Consider the following 17,339-nt stretch of genomic DNA (forward strand, 5'->3'; position numbering starts at 1 on the left):
AAATTTTTAAAATGAAAAAAATTATTTTAGCGCTTTGTTTTTTGGCCTTACCCTTATTATCACAAGCTCAAACAACCGAGCAATTTTTTGAGCAAGCAACTGAGTTTCTAAAGAAAAATGTAACTGAAGATGGAAAAGTTGACTATGAAACTATTAAAAAAAGCCCTGGCGAGTTGATATACATATTAAGTAACATTCAAAAACTTGATACTAAATTTAGCGATAAAAAATTAGCAAAAGCATTTTGGATTAACGTATATAATCTTCAAGTAATAAAAGGAGTAATTGATGTATATCCTATTACTTCTGTAGAAAAAATACCAGGTTTCTTTACTGAAAATAATTTTGTTGTAGGTAATCAAGATTTAACACTTGATGATATAGAAAACATCATATTAAGAGACTTGTTCTTTGATCCAGCAATACACTTTACATTATCTAGTGCAGCAAATGGTGGAGCTCCTTTATTGGATACCGCTTATATGCCATTAAGAATTGATGAACAAATAAAACAAAGAGCTACGTTTGTGATTAACTCTAAAAACTACGTAATAGTTAAGAAAGAACAAAAAGTAGTGGAATTACCAAAAATATTTGAATGGTATAAAAAAGATTTCGCAGTAAACTATTTTAACGAAATCGATTTTATAAACATCTTTTTAGAAAAAAAACTAGATAGTAAGTTTACAGTAAAAACATATAATTTTGATTGGTCTTTGAACCAAAAATAATATCTAAAAAAATAGCCTTTGCTAGACTAATACTTGATAAAAAATGATTAAATCCGTTTTCATATTAATTTTATTTTATGTTTTACCCGTTTCTGGTCAAAAAACGTATTTCAAAAATTATTATGAAAACGGAAATATGAAGTCAGAAGGATGGCTTTCTGATAATAAGAAAGTTGATTATTGGTTTTATTATTACGAGAATGGCATAAAAAAAGAAGAAGGACATTATGCGGATGATAAAAAAACCAAATGGTGGTTGATTTACAACACCAATGGAAAAATCCAAAAGAAAGTCGAATTCAAAAATAATCTCCCCGAAGGGCTTTGTATTTTTTACACGAATGGAAAAATCATAAAAGCCGCCCGATACAATGCAGGAATTAAAACGAATGAATGGAATTCTATCTCAAGTTATCAGAGAGACAATCCGTGATAAATAAAAAATGAATATAATAAAAGTAATTATTCCTGCTTACAATGAGGAAAAAGCGATAGCAAATGTAATTGGTGAAATACCAAGTTTTGTTTCCGAAGTCATCGTAATTAGCAATAATTCTACTGATAACACAGTTCTTGTAGCAACTAACGCTGGTGCTACAGTGCTAACCGAAAAAAGAATGGGCTACGGATATGCTTGTTTGAAAGGACTTGAGTACATTTCAAATCAACCAATAAAGCCTGATATCGTAGTTTTCCTTGACGGTGATTACTCTGATTATCCAGAAGAATTAATTAAACTTACCACTCCAATTATTGAGAATAACATTGATTTTGTTATTGGCGCCAGATTAAAAAACTTGCGTGAAAAACATGCAATGACTCCTCAGCAAATTTTTGGAAATTGGTTAGCAACTACTTTAATGAAGCTGTTTTTTAAAGCTACTTACACGGATTTAGGTCCTTTTAGAGCTATTAAATATTCAAAATTAGTAGCATTAAATATGGAGGACAAAACTTATGGTTGGACCGTAGAAATGCAACTTAAAGTTTTAAAACAAAAAATGTCCTATTTAGAAATTCCTGTTCGGTATAAAAACAGAATTGGTGTTTCAAAAGTTTCAGGTACTGTAAAAGGAACCTTTATGGCAGGAATAAAAATAATAGGATGGATTTTTAAATATACCTTTAAATAAATTCTTCCATAAATGGTAAAATAATAACATGCTACTACTTTCTTATATTGTTGTAATTTTATACAGCCTAGCAATTTTTCTTTTATTTTTATATAGTTTAGCCCAATTCAATTTACTTTTGAACTATTTGAAAAGTAAAAAAAAGGAAGACCAATCTTTACAATTTGATCTTTCTCTAGAATCTGAAATTCCATCAGTAACCATTCAGCTTCCAATTTATAACGAAAAATACGTAATTGAGCGATTATTAAATACCATTTCTCAAATAGATTATCCAAGAGGACTTTTAGAAATTCAAGTATTAGATGATAGTACAGATGATAGTATTATAGAAACTAAAGCTTTAGTTAACAAACTTTTTGCTACTGGTTTAGATATAAAACACATTACACGCACTGATAGAAAAGGATATAAAGCAGGAGCATTAAAAGAAGGTTTACAATATGCTAAAGGAGAATTTATAGCTATTTTCGATGCTGATTTTGTACCACAAAAAGACTGGCTTTACCAAACTATTCCTTATTTTAAAAATCCCAAAATTGGTGTTGTACAAACACGTTGGGGGCATTTAAATCGGGATTACTCTGTATTAACAAAGATTCAAGCTTTTGCCTTAGATGCACATTTTACATTAGAACAAGTGGGTCGTAATTCAAAATTACATTTCATAAATTTTAATGGAACAGCAGGTGTTTGGAGAAAGAAATGCATTATAGATGCAGGCAATTGGGAAAGCGATACCCTTACTGAAGATCTCGATTTAAGTTATAGAGCGCAGTTGAAAAATTGGGAATTCAAATACTTAGAAAATGTAGTTACACCAGCAGAATTACCCGCGATAATTAGTGCTGCTCGTTCACAACAATTTAGATGGAATAAAGGTGGCGCTGAAAATTTTAGTAAAAATGCCAGAAGAGTAATTGCCTCAAAATCTATTGGACTTAAAACTAAAGCACATGGTATTTTACACTTGCTAAATAGTACCATGTTTTTAGCTGTTTTTACAATGGCGATGTTAAGTGTACCAATGCTATACATTAAAAATGAATTTCCTGTATTTGAAAAAGTATTTGATATACTTATCTTTTTCATCATAACTTCTATTCTGTTTTTTATTAGCTATTGGACCACTTATAAAAACATACATGGTGGCGGTTTTAAAAACTTTTTTAAATACATTTCTTTATTCCTTACTTTTTACACTATTGCAATGGGTTTTTCATTTCACAACACCATCGCTGTACTCGAAGGCTTATGGGGCAAAAAAAGTGAATTTGTAAGAACTCCAAAATTAAATATTGAAGGCCTTAAAGAAAAATGGAAACAAAACACATATCTGACTAAAACCATTTCAAAAAATATTTTTGTTGAAGGAGGATTAGTACTTTACTTCTTGTTTGCTATTTACAGTGCATTTGTATTAAAAGATTACAGTTTAATAGCGATCCATCTAATGCTTTTTCTAGGTTTTGCTTTTGTATTTATAAAGTCATTGCAAACAAATAGATGAGTTTTGTAATATCAAATAAAGTAAAGACATACTTGTTTGTACTTCTAAGTATATTACTTTACTTGTACATTGCTTATTTCTTAAAAAGAAATGAATTTATAAATTTAATAGTTTCTTTTACTTTTTTGTTTGTTTGTTTTTATTACATCGTTAAACTTCAAAAAGATAATTTTGTTTTTCTAATTGTAACAGCAATACTATTTCGTTTGCTTTTTTTGGTCGCTTTACCCAACTTATCCCAAGATTATTACCGTTTTATATGGGATGGAAATCTCATCTTACAAAATATAAGCCCTTATTTACATTTACCGCAAGACCTTATTAAAGAAAACAGCTTTAGCATTCCAAATGCGAATGTTTTGTATGAAGGAATGGGCAGTTTAAGTGCGCAACATTATTCTAATTATCCTCCTGTAAATCAATTTTTATTTGCAATAGCAAGCTTTTTGGGTTTACAATCTGTTTTAGGAACTGTTATTATGATGCGTGTAATAATTATTGCTGCAGACCTAGGAACATTATATTTTGGAGGAAAATTATTAGTTCGATTAGGCTTAGAAAAAAATCGTGTTTTTTGGTATATTCTAAATCCTCTGGTACTTGTAGAACTGTCTGGAAATTTACATTTTGAAGGAGTAATGCTATTCTTTTTTATATGGTCTCTTTACCTCTTAGAAAAAAACAAATGGAAAACTGCTGCTGTAGTATTAGGATTTTCGATTTCGGTAAAGTTATTGCCACTCCTATTACTTCCTTTATTCTTAAAAAAATTAGGTTGGAAAAAAGCTGTTTCTTTTTACGCATTAGTGATTGGAGTCACTATTATTTTGTTTCTCCCTTTTCTTTCAAGACAATTAATTCATAATTACAGTGAAACTATTGGACTTTGGTTTACTAATTTTGAATTTAATGCTAGCGTGTATTATATTATTCGCGAAATTGGTTTTTGGATTAAAGGATACAATATCATTCATACCGTTGGAAAAATTATTCCTATTTTTATTATTCTTTATATTGCTTACCAAAGTTTTAAAGAAAAAAACAAAAGCAGTATTGAATTGCTTCATACAATGCTAATAGTATTGTCTGTTTACTTTTTTATGGCAACAACCGTGCATCCATGGTATGTTATTAACCTTATTTTAATAGCTACTTTTACGTCCTATAAATATCCGTTCCTGTGGAGTTTTACCATCATTTTAAGTTATAGTGCGTATTCTAATGCTGTTTTTTCAGAGAATTATTGGTTAATTGCTATCGAATACATCGCTGTTTTTAGTTTACTTTTCTATGAGAAATGGATTAAATTAAAAAATAAATCTCAATTGACTACATCTTAACTTTTTCAGTTTTAACTATTTTATTCTGTAATTTATTTTTTAAAAATTGAACATTATGAAGTTAAAAAAAATCATACTTAAACTTTGTATCATTTTACCTCTTTTGGTCATTTGCTATTCTTTTTATAAAAGTGAAAACAAAACTAATTCGAAAACCAATTCGAAAACAAATATAGAATTCAGGGGAATGAATTTAGTTGCTCCCATAAGTGAACTAAAAAATGAAACCTTTGAAGCCTTAAAACAAAATAATGTCAATTACATTTCACTTATTCCTTATGCATTTGTCAATTTAAGTCAAGCCACCGTTTCTTATAATCACAGTAAACAATGGTGGGGAGAAACTTCTGAAGGAATAGCAGAAACTATTAAAAAATCACATCAATATCAAATACAAGTGATGCTTAAGCCTCATCTTTGGATTAAAAATGGCTTATATACTGGTAATTTAGACTTTGCAACAGAGAAAGAATGGGAAAAATGGGAAGAAAATTATGAAAAATATATAATTGAATTTGCTGAATTAGCTCAAAAAGAAAATGTAGTTCTTTTTTGCTTTGGCACAGAACTTGGAAATCCAATAGCAAAACGGCCTAAATTTTGGTTTGATTTAATTAGTAAAATCAGAAAAGTATATAAGGGTAAAATAACTTATGCCGCGAATTGGGATGATTTTGAAAAAATTCCTTTTTGGAAAGAACTAGATTATATAGGTATTGATGCTTATTTTCCGTTATCGGATGCTATCACACCAACCGTATCTGATCTAAATAGTGCCTGGCAAAAACACCTCTTAAAGATAATTCTACTCCAACAAAAAATAAATAAAAAAGTCGTTTTTACGGAATTTGGATACCGAAATTCAGATTATGCTGCAAAAGAACCTTGGCTAGAAAATCAGAGTAAGATAAATAATATTGGGCAAGCCAATGCCTATGAATCACTCTTTGAATCTTTGATTAGAAAAGAATGGTATGCGGGCGGATTTGCTTGGAAATGGTACGCAGATGATTATTATAAAAAGTCAAATCCTATTGATTATACTCCTCAAGAAAAACCAGCGTTACAAATTATTAAAAAATGGTATAAAGAAAGGTAATGAAAAGTTAGCTATTAGGTTTTAATTTACCTTTATAGTCATTTTTAAATTTTTCATATCGGGGCAAGGAAACTCCTCTAACATAAGGTTGACTCGGATTGTTTTTTACATAATTTTGATGATACGATTCGGCTTCGTAAAAATCGCCAACAGGTAATACTTCTGTTACAATAGGACTATTATAAATCTTATTATCTGTAAGTTGTTTGATTTTTTCCTCAATAATTTTCTTCTCTGTTTCATTTTTATAAAAAGCGATAGAACGATAAGAAGAACCCCGATCTGGACCTTGCTGGTCTGGTGTTGTGGGATCTTGTGAAATAAAAAATACGTTTACTAATTCTTGGTATGAAATCACCTTTGGATCATAAAACACAGCAACCGACTCTGCATGTCCTGTTTTATTAGAACTAACATATTCATAGTATGGATTTTTGATTGTTCCGCCTGTGTAACCAGAAATAACATCATCAACGCCCACAAGAGATTCAAAAATATGTTCTGTACACCAAAAACATCCTGAAGCAAAAATCGCTACTTCTTGGCCTTTTTTGGGTTTTAATGACAATTTTTCTGTTTTATTAGTACAACTAACAAGCAATACTAAAATCATAATATAACTTACTATTTTCATCTTAAAGTCTTTTTTTAATAAAGAAACCTCAAAACATCTAAAATAATTCTGATGATTTTGAGGCACACTTTATTAACAATTTAATATACAGTAATTTACGTGTATTTTATTTATTTAGCTTTAGAACAAGTATTAAAGTTTTGTTACTTTTTTACACTTAGAGTTTCTAATATTTTCTCTTCAAATCCTTGTAGAGCGCGTATGGCATAATCTACTTTTTTCTTAGATTTAAATTGATATGAAACCTCTAGAAAATTTTTATAAGGTGTTGTAGGTTGTATCTCTAGTGCATCATTTTTTTTGTAATTGACTTTGATAGGTATGTCCTTATAATATGTAAAATAATCTGGATGTGTAATTACACCAAGTGTAGAACAGTCAAAAGGAATAAAACCTCTCACACCAAAATATTTTTCATTGTTCTCCATCCAAGGTTGTACAATATCAAAAAGCCATTTATCTGCTTCTTCATTTTGATCCAAACTGGCCAAATCAATATTCCCAATATGCGTATAAGAACTGGGTTCATAACCTGCAAAAACTAAGGGAATACTTGATTCTAAAAGCACATTCATAGAAGCATTATCCAATTCATAATTATAGTCAAATACATTTAATTTTCCATTTCCTGGATTAAACACTAGACCAGGAGTTCGTGCCGCACATATTGAAATTTTCTCGATTTGCGGAATAATATCAGGATGATTCTGAATTAATGTTGCAATATTAGTCATTGGACCAAGTGCTAAAATCGTTAATTTCTCTTTTTTAAGTGCCTGATAAAGTGCTCTTGTTGCGTCATTTTCTACACCTAAATCATCTGCTTTTGGAGAACCTTTATAAACCGGAATTGATTCTCCTTTATGATGCCATTTTAATAATTTCTGAATAATATCGTAGCTATAATCGACATACGTAATCGAACTGATTCCTACAATATCAATTTGAGGCTGCTTTAAAGCCATAATTAATGTAATTCCATCATCAACTTCACGAGCCGTTTTATCTGGCATTCCAATCATCAAATCAGTATCAAACCACACTTTTGTTTGCGCTTGCAGTGCACAAGTAAACAAAAGTGCATAAAATATCATTTTAGTTTTCATCTTTTTATTTTAAAATTAAAGTCCGTGCAAAAGTCAATAAATTAGCTTTAGTTTCTAAATCCATTTTCAATGGCAATTGGGCCAAACCAATCAATCTTCGCATAATTTCAGTTCCTATAAAACCATTTAGAATTTCACTATTTAGTTCTGAAAAATAAAGATAATTATTTTTTATATAAGCAATCTTAGATTTCTCTTGCTGCGTAAGATACAAATGCGCAATAAAAACGGCTAAATCAAATTCGCGCAAACCATAAAAACAAAATTCAGGATCAATTATCTTAATTCCGTTTTCGGTCTTTAACCAACTTCCAGGATAATAATCACCATGCAATAAATATTTCCCTTTAGAAAGATATAAAGAGCCCAAACTTTCTATTTTAAGTTTTAATTCAACATCGTTTTTATAAGTTATTGCTATTTCTTGAAGTCCTTTTTGCACTGTATTCAAATCAAAACCAGTATCGTCTCTATAAGGAAATTCAAATATATGCTCGTAATTTAGCGCTCTCATTGCAGAGTTTGACAACTCCTCATCGATAATTTCTTTTTGAAAATTTTGGTGCAAACCATTCAAATAACCAACTAATTGATGTAGTTCCTTTTCTTGTATTTTTTCTTCTAAATCATACAAAAAAGTAAAATCATTTGACTTTCCTAAATCTTCTAAAAGAATTAAATTATTGGCCTCATCTATTGCAATTATTTTAGGCATCGCATCTTGAACATCAAAATCAGCAGCAATTTTGGTATAAAAAGCTCCTTCTGTAAGCACTCGATTTGCTGGAGCCAAAACTTGCGGATATTTTTCTACATACCCACGAGATTGTTTTATGATAAAAGAATGTTTTGTGGTCACGATTCGCAATACATAATTCATATTTCCCTCTCCTGGTTTGGCTATAGAGTTAATCGTTTCATTTTCTTCTAACCAATTATTTTCTCGCAAATAAGCAGCCAATTCTGTTGGCTCATTTTCGTTTAGTATAAACATAATTATTTTCTATTTTTGGGGCATTGCCTAAAAAGGCCCGGGCTATACGCTTTATCTTTTGTTCCGCTAACGCTTTACAAAAGGATACCGCTTCTATCCCTAATGCAAATTAAAAATATCCTGCAAATTAATGTAATCTGCAGGATATTAATTGCTATTAGAACAAATAACGCACTCCAAACTGAAACTGTCTTGGTGGCGAAGCATTTCTTTTAGTAAATAATCCACTGGCAACAGAACCACCTTGAATTTGGTTACTTTGAGTAGCATTATTACTATAACCACTTAAATTTTCAGCATTAAAAATATTAAAGATATCAGCACGCAATTCTAATTTATTATTTGCTGAAATTTTAAATTGATGTTGCAATCCAAGGTCAAAAGTAGCACTCCACGGCAATCGGTCATTGTTTCTACTTTCCCCAGGAAAACGATCACTATTTCCTTGATACGCATCCGAGAAACTAGAACCATCTCCGTTCAAATCAGTAGTACCAAAACCAAGTGGAATTCTGTTTATAGGTTGTCCACTTTGCAATAAACCAGCCATCGTAATAACTGTACCTTTAAAAGGGTAATAGCTATAAATACCGTTAATATTATGAGTTCTGTCGTTTATAGAAGGTCCCCATTCGTTAGCATAATTGTTGGCATCCGATGGTCTAAAGTTGATGTCATCTGTATTGTTTTTGCTAGAGGACAAAGTATAATTCAATCGATAAGAGTAATTATCCAATCCTCTTGCTTTTTGATAATTCAAGCTCATGGCGTAGTATCTCGATTTACCTTCGTTTTCTGTTACAATTACATTTCTAGCAACTCCAGTAAGGTTCTGACCATTTATAGTTGCGCTGCCGTTAACAATAGGAATTGGTCGACTAGCATCTGCCTGTGCTTGCGTTCTAATAACTACATTATTAGGATCTACTGTATATTCGGCTGCAGCATTAAGATTGCGCAAACGACTTAAATTTTCACCTCTATTGTGCACGACATCAATAAAAAATAATTTATCTTCTTGAACTTGCAGTTGATAACCCACTACAAATTGATGTGAATAAGGATTTTTGTATCCATTTGGATTCAAAATTCTGCGTTCACCAGAAAAAACATTTTCTCTTTGCACTTGCAAACTTGCAGCAGAAGGACCTTGCAAATAATTCACTCCCGATACTGAAGCGGATAAATTTCCGTCGTAGGTAATTTTATCTATGTTAGTGTTTGCAGGCAAAATTCCCAATCTTTTAAGCTCTTCTAATTGTGTTTTATAGCTTTGAGAAGTCGTATTTTGTTGTAGAGCATCACTGTAAATAGCATAGTTTACTTTGTCATAAGCAATACCATAACCACCTCGAATACTACTTGAATTATTTAATTTATAATTAAAATTAATACGAGGAGCTAAGTTGTTAAAATCACCTTTATCGCTTCCTCCTTTTGATAAATTATCATAATCGTAACGCAATCCTAAGGTAAGATTCAATCGATCGGTAACAGACCATAAATCTTCAATATAAGCCGAATAAATATCCTGATGAGTCCCAAAAGAAGTTGGTCGCAATTCTACATTATAATCTAAAACTTGAACATCCTGAGGAATATCATTTAGATCTAGTGCGCCTGCTACTCCACTATTTTTTATAATATCTATTTGATTTTGATTCAATTTAACTCTATAATTACCCACTGGATTTCCACCACCAAATAGCTGATGATTGCCTCTAATAAAATTTAAACCTGCTTTAAAAGTATGATTTTCAGAATAATACTTCAATTTTTGTTGCAATTGGATGGTGTTTTCAAACGAATCAAATACATATCCAGGATTTCCAATCACACCTAATGTTTCATCATTTACGCCTAATATCGTTACTTGAGATTGATTCGGATTAAATGGTTTTGCATAATTCCATCTAAAACGACTGTATTGAACATTTGTTTCCCCAGAAAAATTACCAAATTTATAGTTGTTTTTCAAGGCAACTAAAATACTATTTCGCGCTTGAGTATTTCCTGCAGAATTAAAAGTAGAACCACCATCGAGCCCACCACCTTGACGCTCTACATCAACTCTCCCAACGTTTGCTCGCAAAGAGGAATTGAAATTAGTATTCCAGATTTGATCTATTTTAGCCGAAAAGTAATCAAATGTATTGGTTCCTCTTACAGACTCTGAAACACCTAATTGAGGGACATTTAATAAATTATCTTTGATGTCTGTTGTATGTTCAAAGTTAAAATAATAGAACGTTTTATCTTTAGCAAAAGCGCCTCCGATTCCCGCACCGGTTTGGTAACGAGCAAATCCATTTTTAACTTGATTACCAGATAAATCACGTTGCGCAAAACTTGACTTTCCGTCAATTGCTGGACCTGGTCTTGTGATAAAAAATGCTTCTCCCGCAGTTTCGTTAGAGCCAGAACGCGGCGTAATATTTATAATTCCACTTCCTGTTAAACCATATTCAGCAGAAAAATTATTGGTTAAAACGGTTATATCTTTGACAAATCCAGAAGGAATAGCAAATTTTTGTCCACCTAAAAAGCGTTCGTTATTATCTAAACCATCAATTAAGTAAGAAGTGTTTTGAGAACTTGCTCCATTGATACTCACATTTGCCGCTTCAGGAAAAAATCCTGTGGCCTGCGAAACATTTGGCAAACGATATAAAACTCTTGTAATATCACGACCTTCAACTGGTATTTCCTGTATTTCAGCTGCTTTTAATTCAGAAGAAACCTCAGCATCACTCCTATTAATCTTTGAAGTTGATTTAGAAGATACCACAATTTCATTTAGTTCCTGCGCATTAGCTTTTCTTAAAACTAAAGTTACATTTGGATTCTGATTGGATCGAATACTTATAAAATTAGAATTTTCGGCTGAATAATCTTGAGTTGCCATAGCATTAACTTGATAATTATCAAGCGCTTCCAAATTTCTAAAAATTGCTTTCCCTTGTGTATTGGTAATCTGGCTTACTGCTAGATTTCTACTTTTATTGATTAAAGTAACAGCTATATTAAAAATGGGCTTTTGTGTTTCTGCATCGATTACAGAAACGGTTAAATCTTGTTGAGCGACTGCTATTGTTGATATAAGTAGCACTGCCCAAATATAAAATTGCTTCATTTGGTTGAGAATAATTAATTAAAAAAAAGTTGTAAAAAGTATTTATAAAGGAAAGGGAGATCCTTTATTAAAATTGACCGCTTGATAAGCAGTAGAAATAAATTTTATTTCACTATTCTTTTTAACTTTTAATGAATTAAAAAAAGAAAGTAATAACTTTCTAAAATCATCAGAAAATGACAATTTATGAATTGCTTTTTTAAAATCGGAAGCATCATCACAATCATTCAAAAATGGAAGATAGGCAATGGATTGTTCCTTGTAAAGACTTTGTAAAGCAGTAAAAACATCTTTACTTTGCCAAGGAATACGCTGAAAATTAGCAGAATTGAAGGTAGATTTTCTAACTCCTATTAAGTAAGCACCTCCTGAATAATCTGAACCAATAACCAAAGAATTTGTTTTTAAATCTCGATCGGCTTGTAATAAATGATGCGATTTTAATTCAATACAGTCATTACCTATAACAATAACTTTCTCGAATCCTTGATCGAATACATGCTGAATAGCATTTGTTATTTTTTCTCCAAAACTGGTTCCAACTTGATTTTTTTCAGTTGATATAAAATAAGATAATTTAGTTTTCTGAATGGTTTTTAAAGCATTTCCATTCATTTTCTTCCACAACAATACATTTTGCTTAACGCTAGGAAAAATTGGCTTAATAATACTTTCAACATTTTCGCTTTGTGCAAAAAGAAGAATAGCAGTTCGTGAATTAGAATCCTTTACTAAATTCATTATTTATAAGTCAAAATGATTTGTGGTTGTGGTGAAAGTAATAAAAAGTAATTTGAATATACTATCACAGTAATCATCTACGTATAAATAAAGAGTTTGGTTTTAAAATATTTTAAAATTTTGCAAAAAAAGAAGTAACTTCCTATAATTCTATTGATTAAACAATTATTAAAATTCTTATTTTATTTGAAATCAAATTCGATAAGCAACTAATACCTAATTTTCAGTATTATTAAACATTTAAAATAAAAGATAAAAACTTGAAATATTTTATAAAAAATAGTATCACTTGTCAATTGTTCTATTAGGAACGAAATTTTGTTCATTGTAAGATAGAAAATCCTAATGTATTCTTACTTTCAATAAAAAAGCGCTTAAATAAATTTTATTTAAACGCATCTTTTAATATGGTAATTGATCCAAATTAACCCTTCTGATACGGAATAAATATTTCAAAAGTAGCACCTTCATTTAAAACTCCAGTTGCAACAATACGTCCGTTATGATTGTCAATAATCCTCTTAACAATTGCTAATCCAATACCAGTACCTTCAAATTTTTCTTTACCATGCAAGCGTTGGAAAACCTCAAATATTTTTTCAGAATACTCTTCTTCAAATCCAATTCCATTATCTGTAAATTTAATATAACAATACTCTCTATCTGGGTCTAAATCATGAGTGACTATTTCTGAGTTTAATGCCAAACGTGAATCTATAACGATGTTACAATTTTGATTGGGTTTAGTAAACTTCAATGAATTACTAATCAAATTAAAGAGTACTTGCCTAAATTGAAATGGAATAATATCAATTTCGCAGTCATTACTGATTGTTATGCTTGAATTTTCTCCTTCAAAATCTTCCTCTAAGTCTTCTTTTACCTCATCAATTATATCTGAAAGTTTTGTTTTTTTGAAAGAGCGTTCTTGCACGCTGGTTCGGGAATAAGCAAGCAAATCTTGAATTAAAGTTTGCATTCTGTCTGCAGCAGATCGCATTCTATGAAATTTATCAAGCCCTTTATCGGATAAGTTTTTGGCTTCACTCTGTTGCAGTTGAGTTGCAAAAGTCTGAATTTTTCGCAAAGGTTCTTGTAAATCATGACTCGATATATAAGCAAAAGATTGTAGTTCCCTATTCATCTTTTCTAAGGCTTCGTTTTTGTCGTAGATTTCTTTTGTTCTTTCAGATACTTGTTTCTCTAATTCGTTGGTAAACATTTTTTGGTCCTGAATATCAGTACTCGTTCCCACCCACATAGTAATAACACCAGATTTATCTCGCTGCGGAATTGCCCTACTTAATTGCCATCTGTAGGTTCCGTCATTTTTGCGAAAGCGATGCTCAATTATAAAATCTTTCTCTGTAGAAACTGCTTCAATCCATTTAGTTCGATTTTCTTCTTTTTCCTCATCGTGAACGATAGAAAGCCATCCTTTTTCAATCATTTCCTCCTTAGAATATCCTGAAAAATCATAGACCGCTTGATTAAAATACGTTAATTTTCCTTCTCGATTAGCAGTCCAAACAAATTGAGGCATAGAATCTGCCAAAAGTCTGAACTTTTGTTCTCTTTCTAAAAGTTCATTTTGTATGTTTTTCTCATCGGTAACATCGCGCAAAGTTCCGATTATGCGAAGTGGTTTTTTATCTAAATCGAAAAAAACTTTTCCTTTAGCTTCTATCCAATGTATTACCTCATCAACAATTATTCTAATCTCATAATAAAGAATACCATTCTTTAGCGCTTCTTTAAATGCGGTTTTTCTTATGATTAAATCATCTTTATGCATCTTACTAGAAAGTAGTTCGCGATTGTATTTTTTTTCACCAGGCAATCCCAAGATTTCTAATGCACGTTGAGATACCTTTGTTTCATTATTTTTTAAATCTAATTCCCAAACACCTAGTTCACTTGCATTTATAACAATATTTAATCGCTGTTCCTTATTTTCTAATTCTTTCTTTGCTCTAACATTTGCTGTTACATCTGTAGCTACTACAATAATCCCTACCACTGTATCTGATTCTATTAAAGGTTGATACACAAAATTAAAATAGCAATCCTCTTTATTACCAAAGCGTTTTAGAACTACAGGAAATTCGTAGCCATAAAAAGCTTTTTTAGTTTGATAAATTCCCTTAATTATGGGATCAATAGATTGTTCTACTTCGGGTAAAGAAGAAAATAAGGGTTTTGATAAAAATTCAGATTCCGTTTTATCAACTAATTCTAAATATGGGGCATTAACCATTTCTACAATGTTCTCTTCTCCTCTAAAAATAACTATCGCAACAGGAGCTTGATGCACCGAATCTCTAAATCTTTTTTCGCTTTCTTCAATTCTTTTTTTAGCTTCGTTTAATTCTGTGACTTCAGCAGCAGTATTCATCACACCATAAATAGTTCCTAATAAATCCCTTAGAGGTGTAAAACTGTAATTAAAATAAAAACTTTTTAGAATACCGTTCTTTAATATGTCAACTTTTTGATTTTTTGCATGAAAGGGTATTCCAGTAGCAAAAACTCCGCTTATTTGTTCATAAATATTTTGATTTTCTAATTCTGGTAATACTTCTTTATATAATTTGCCAATTACACCACTTCCCTTTCCCCAAGCCTCTATCATAGACTGATTGGCAAGTGTTATTCGCATTTCAGAACCTGTGTACACTGCAATAGGAAAAGGTGCGCTTTCTACTATGCTGCGTATATCGTGTTCGCTTTTCTCAATTTCTTTACGTGCTCTAACTTGTGTAGTTACATCAAAACCAAGTACCATAATTTTATCACTATTTCCTTCATCATCAAAAAGAGGCTCATATGAAAAATTCATAAAGACAGTTTCTAATATTCCATAGCGCATAATCTTTAAGGGCAATTCTGTAGTAGAAAAATGTTGTTTAGTAGTTCTTACTTTATCTAAAATATTCTGGATTCCTTGCAATGCTAATTCAGGGATCGAATCAAATACAGAAATATTATATACTTCTTCCTCGGTCTTAGTCCAAAGATCTAAAGCGCTTTTATTGGCAATTTCTACGACATATTTAGGTCCACGAAGAATAGCAATTGCCATCGGTGCTTGAAGTATTATTAATCGAAGGTTGTTTTCGCTTTGCTCTAATTTTTTTCTTGCTATGGTTTGCTCCGTAATATCTTCGACAGTACCATTAAAACGAAAAGGTTTTTTATCACTAGTAAACAAGGCTTTTCCTTTGGCATGCAATGTTATTTCTTTTTTCGAAATAGGATTTACGATATCATAACAAATGTCATAAATTCCTCCTGACGAAAATTGAAGTGCGGTATCAATAGCAGTAATCACCTTAGATTTGTCTTTCTCTTTAATTACTTTTGTTCCGTCATACAGATCAATATCTTGTTCAACGGAAAGTCCAAACCACTCTTTTAATCGGTTATTCGAAGTAAACTTATTCGTTACTGGATCATAATCAAATGTTCCCAATTTTGCAGCTTCAATTACAAATTCTAGTTCGTTTTTACTTTCATCTAGCGCTCTTTCTGCTAATTTTTGTGGGTTAATATTGGTATTGGTACCAAACCAAGTTATAATTTCTCCAACCTCATTTTTCACTGGCAAAGCCCTTGTTAAAAATTGATTATAAACTCCATCTGCTCCCTTAATGGGATAAACCATTTCAAAAGCTTGTCCCGTTTTTAAAGAGGTATTCCATTCTTTTAAAACAGCTTCAAGCTCTTTCTCTTTGTATACCGATTTCCAACCCCAACCTTGCATATCTTCAAATGAAGTTCCGGTGTATTCATACCATTGTTTGTTGTACCAATATACAGATCCTTCAGCATCGGCCATCCAGGCCAAATTTGGAATATTATCGGCTAATGTTTTAAATCGCTTCTCACTTTCTTGTAATTCTTGATCCGCAATTTGCTTGGCTGTAGTTTCAAAAATAGTTACTAATGTTCCGCCTATTTCTCCGTCTTGTAAAAAAATAGGACTGTAAGCAAAATCAAAATAACAGTTTTTTAAAGATCCATCTCTATCCAAAGTCAAAATAAAGCTAGACGAACTTGCAAATTCACCTTTCATCACTAAATCAAACTTATCTTTAGTAATTTGCCAAACTTCTGATAAAGTGTCTGAAGGTTTGAAATCCAAAGAATCTAATTGTTGTTGTTTTCCTAAAATTGGCAAATAAGCATCGTTATAAATTTGTGTACATTCTTTTCCCCAAGCAATATACATAGGTAAAGGATTATTGAGTACTAATGAAACTGCTGCCTGCAAATTTTGAGACCATTTTTCTGGCAAACCTAAAGGCGTTTTTGTCCAATCTTTTTTGCGAATTAAATCGCCCATTTTGCCACCACCTTTAAGAAAGTAGTATTGATCGTTGGAATTATTCAAAATAAGATATTATGTTAACAATGAATTATAAAATTGTTTCTTTCTGGCTGATTAAGTTTGTCTTCTTGTAATAAAACAGTTGCTTGATGAATCACTTTCTTTAATACATTAAAATCACCCGGTTTACGAATATAATAATGTGCTCCGTTATCATATAACTTGTTTACTATTTCAATATCTAAAGAGGTAGAAAAAATAACAACAGGAATATCCTTTAAAGTCTCATTTGCTTTAATTTCAGACAAACATTCACATCCTGTTTTGCGCGGCATATTAATGTCAAGAAATAATATATCTGGCAATTGTTCTGAGTCCTTTGCTAATAATTCCATTAGCTCTACTCCATCATTAACTGTAGCTAATTTGTAAGAACTAAAGAGCTCTTCTACAGCATCTTCAAAGAAAAGACGATCATCTATGTCATCGTCTGCAAGTAATAATTTTTGCATAATAATATTCCTTTAAATAGATTCTTTATGGACGCTTTTGAATTAATTATTTAAAGAGGAATAAAAAATTCAATCA

General features: G+C 31.1%; 13 protein-coding genes. 6 read left to right on the plus strand and 7 right to left on the minus strand.

Annotated elements, in window-relative coordinates; genetic code table 11:
- The first annotated feature begins 11 nt into the window (after window positions 1-11).
- The 6 genes from MW871_RS02615 to MW871_RS02640 are packed head-to-tail and all read left to right on the plus strand — an operon-like array spanning window position 12 to window position 5,813.
- Entirely contained in the window at window positions 12-731 is a 720-nt protein-coding gene (locus MW871_RS02615) for a DUF547 domain-containing protein (RefSeq protein ID WP_210646368.1), read from the plus strand.
- A 43-nt stretch (window positions 732-774) separates the two neighbouring features.
- Window positions 775-1,164 (plus strand): toxin-antitoxin system YwqK family antitoxin, encoded by a 390-nt coding sequence (locus tag MW871_RS02620; RefSeq protein WP_210646367.1) that lies wholly within the window; start codon window positions 775-777, stop codon window positions 1,162-1,164.
- Between the two features lie 10 nt (window positions 1,165-1,174).
- Complete coding sequence (locus tag MW871_RS02625) at window positions 1,175-1,864, plus strand: glycosyltransferase family 2 protein (protein ID WP_248427458.1); 690 nt, start codon at window positions 1,175-1,177, stop codon at window positions 1,862-1,864.
- A gap of 28 nt (window positions 1,865-1,892) precedes the next feature.
- Entirely contained in the window at window positions 1,893-3,374 is a 1,482-nt protein-coding gene (locus MW871_RS02630; protein WP_248427459.1) for a cellulose synthase family protein, read from the plus strand.
- The gene (locus tag MW871_RS02635) at window positions 3,371-4,714 is read left to right on the plus strand and encodes an MptA/MptB family glycosyltransferase (RefSeq protein ID WP_248427460.1); all 1,344 of its coding nucleotides are present in this window, start codon (window positions 3,371-3,373) and stop codon (window positions 4,712-4,714) included. Before MW871_RS02630 ends, MW871_RS02635 begins: the two co-directional genes overlap by 4 nt.
- A 55-nt stretch (window positions 4,715-4,769) precedes the next feature.
- A complete protein-coding gene (locus tag MW871_RS02640; RefSeq protein WP_248427461.1) occupies window positions 4,770-5,813 on the plus strand; it encodes a glycoside hydrolase family 113 in 1,044 nt (347 codons plus the stop codon).
- A 7-nt stretch (window positions 5,814-5,820) separates the two neighbouring features.
- Here MW871_RS02640 and msrA read toward each other — a convergent pair whose 3' ends face one another.
- The 7 genes from msrA to MW871_RS02675 all read right to left on the minus strand — a co-directional run bounded on the left by msrA (window position 5,821) and on the right by MW871_RS02675 (window position 17,263).
- Complete coding sequence (gene msrA / locus MW871_RS02645; RefSeq protein ID WP_188050517.1) at window positions 5,821-6,447, minus strand: peptide-methionine (S)-S-oxide reductase MsrA; 627 nt, start codon at window positions 6,445-6,447, stop codon at window positions 5,821-5,823.
- 143 nt (window positions 6,448-6,590) lie between these two features.
- A complete protein-coding gene (locus MW871_RS02650) occupies window positions 6,591-7,553 on the minus strand; it encodes a nucleoside hydrolase (RefSeq protein ID WP_248427462.1) in 963 nt (320 codons plus the stop codon).
- A gap of 4 nt (window positions 7,554-7,557) precedes the next feature.
- Complete coding sequence (locus MW871_RS02655) at window positions 7,558-8,547, minus strand: phosphotransferase (RefSeq protein WP_248427463.1); 990 nt, start codon at window positions 8,545-8,547, stop codon at window positions 7,558-7,560.
- Between the two features lie 157 nt (window positions 8,548-8,704).
- The gene (locus MW871_RS02660; protein ID WP_248427464.1) at window positions 8,705-11,680 is read right to left on the minus strand and encodes a TonB-dependent receptor; all 2,976 of its coding nucleotides are present in this window, start codon (window positions 11,678-11,680) and stop codon (window positions 8,705-8,707) included.
- Between the two features lie 42 nt (window positions 11,681-11,722).
- Window positions 11,723-12,421 carry a TIGR04282 family arsenosugar biosynthesis glycosyltransferase gene (locus MW871_RS02665; RefSeq protein ID WP_248427465.1) on the minus strand — a complete coding sequence of 233 codons (699 nt, stop codon included), beginning with the start codon at window positions 12,419-12,421 and terminating at the stop codon, window positions 11,723-11,725.
- A gap of 424 nt (window positions 12,422-12,845) precedes the next feature.
- On the minus strand, window positions 12,846-16,814 hold the full coding sequence (locus MW871_RS02670) for a PAS domain S-box protein (protein WP_248427466.1): 3,969 nt from the start codon (window positions 16,812-16,814) through the stop codon (window positions 12,846-12,848).
- Window positions 16,815-16,828: 14 nt separating this feature from the next.
- Window positions 16,829-17,263, minus strand: coding sequence for a response regulator (locus MW871_RS02675; RefSeq protein ID WP_248427467.1), 435 nt, complete (start codon window positions 17,261-17,263; stop codon window positions 16,829-16,831).
- Window positions 17,264-17,339 lie beyond the last annotated feature (76 nt).

Origin of the sequence: Flavobacterium pygoscelis (assembly GCF_023162025.1) — a bacterium.
Classification (GTDB): Bacteria; Bacteroidota; Bacteroidia; order Flavobacteriales; family Flavobacteriaceae; genus Flavobacterium; species Flavobacterium pygoscelis.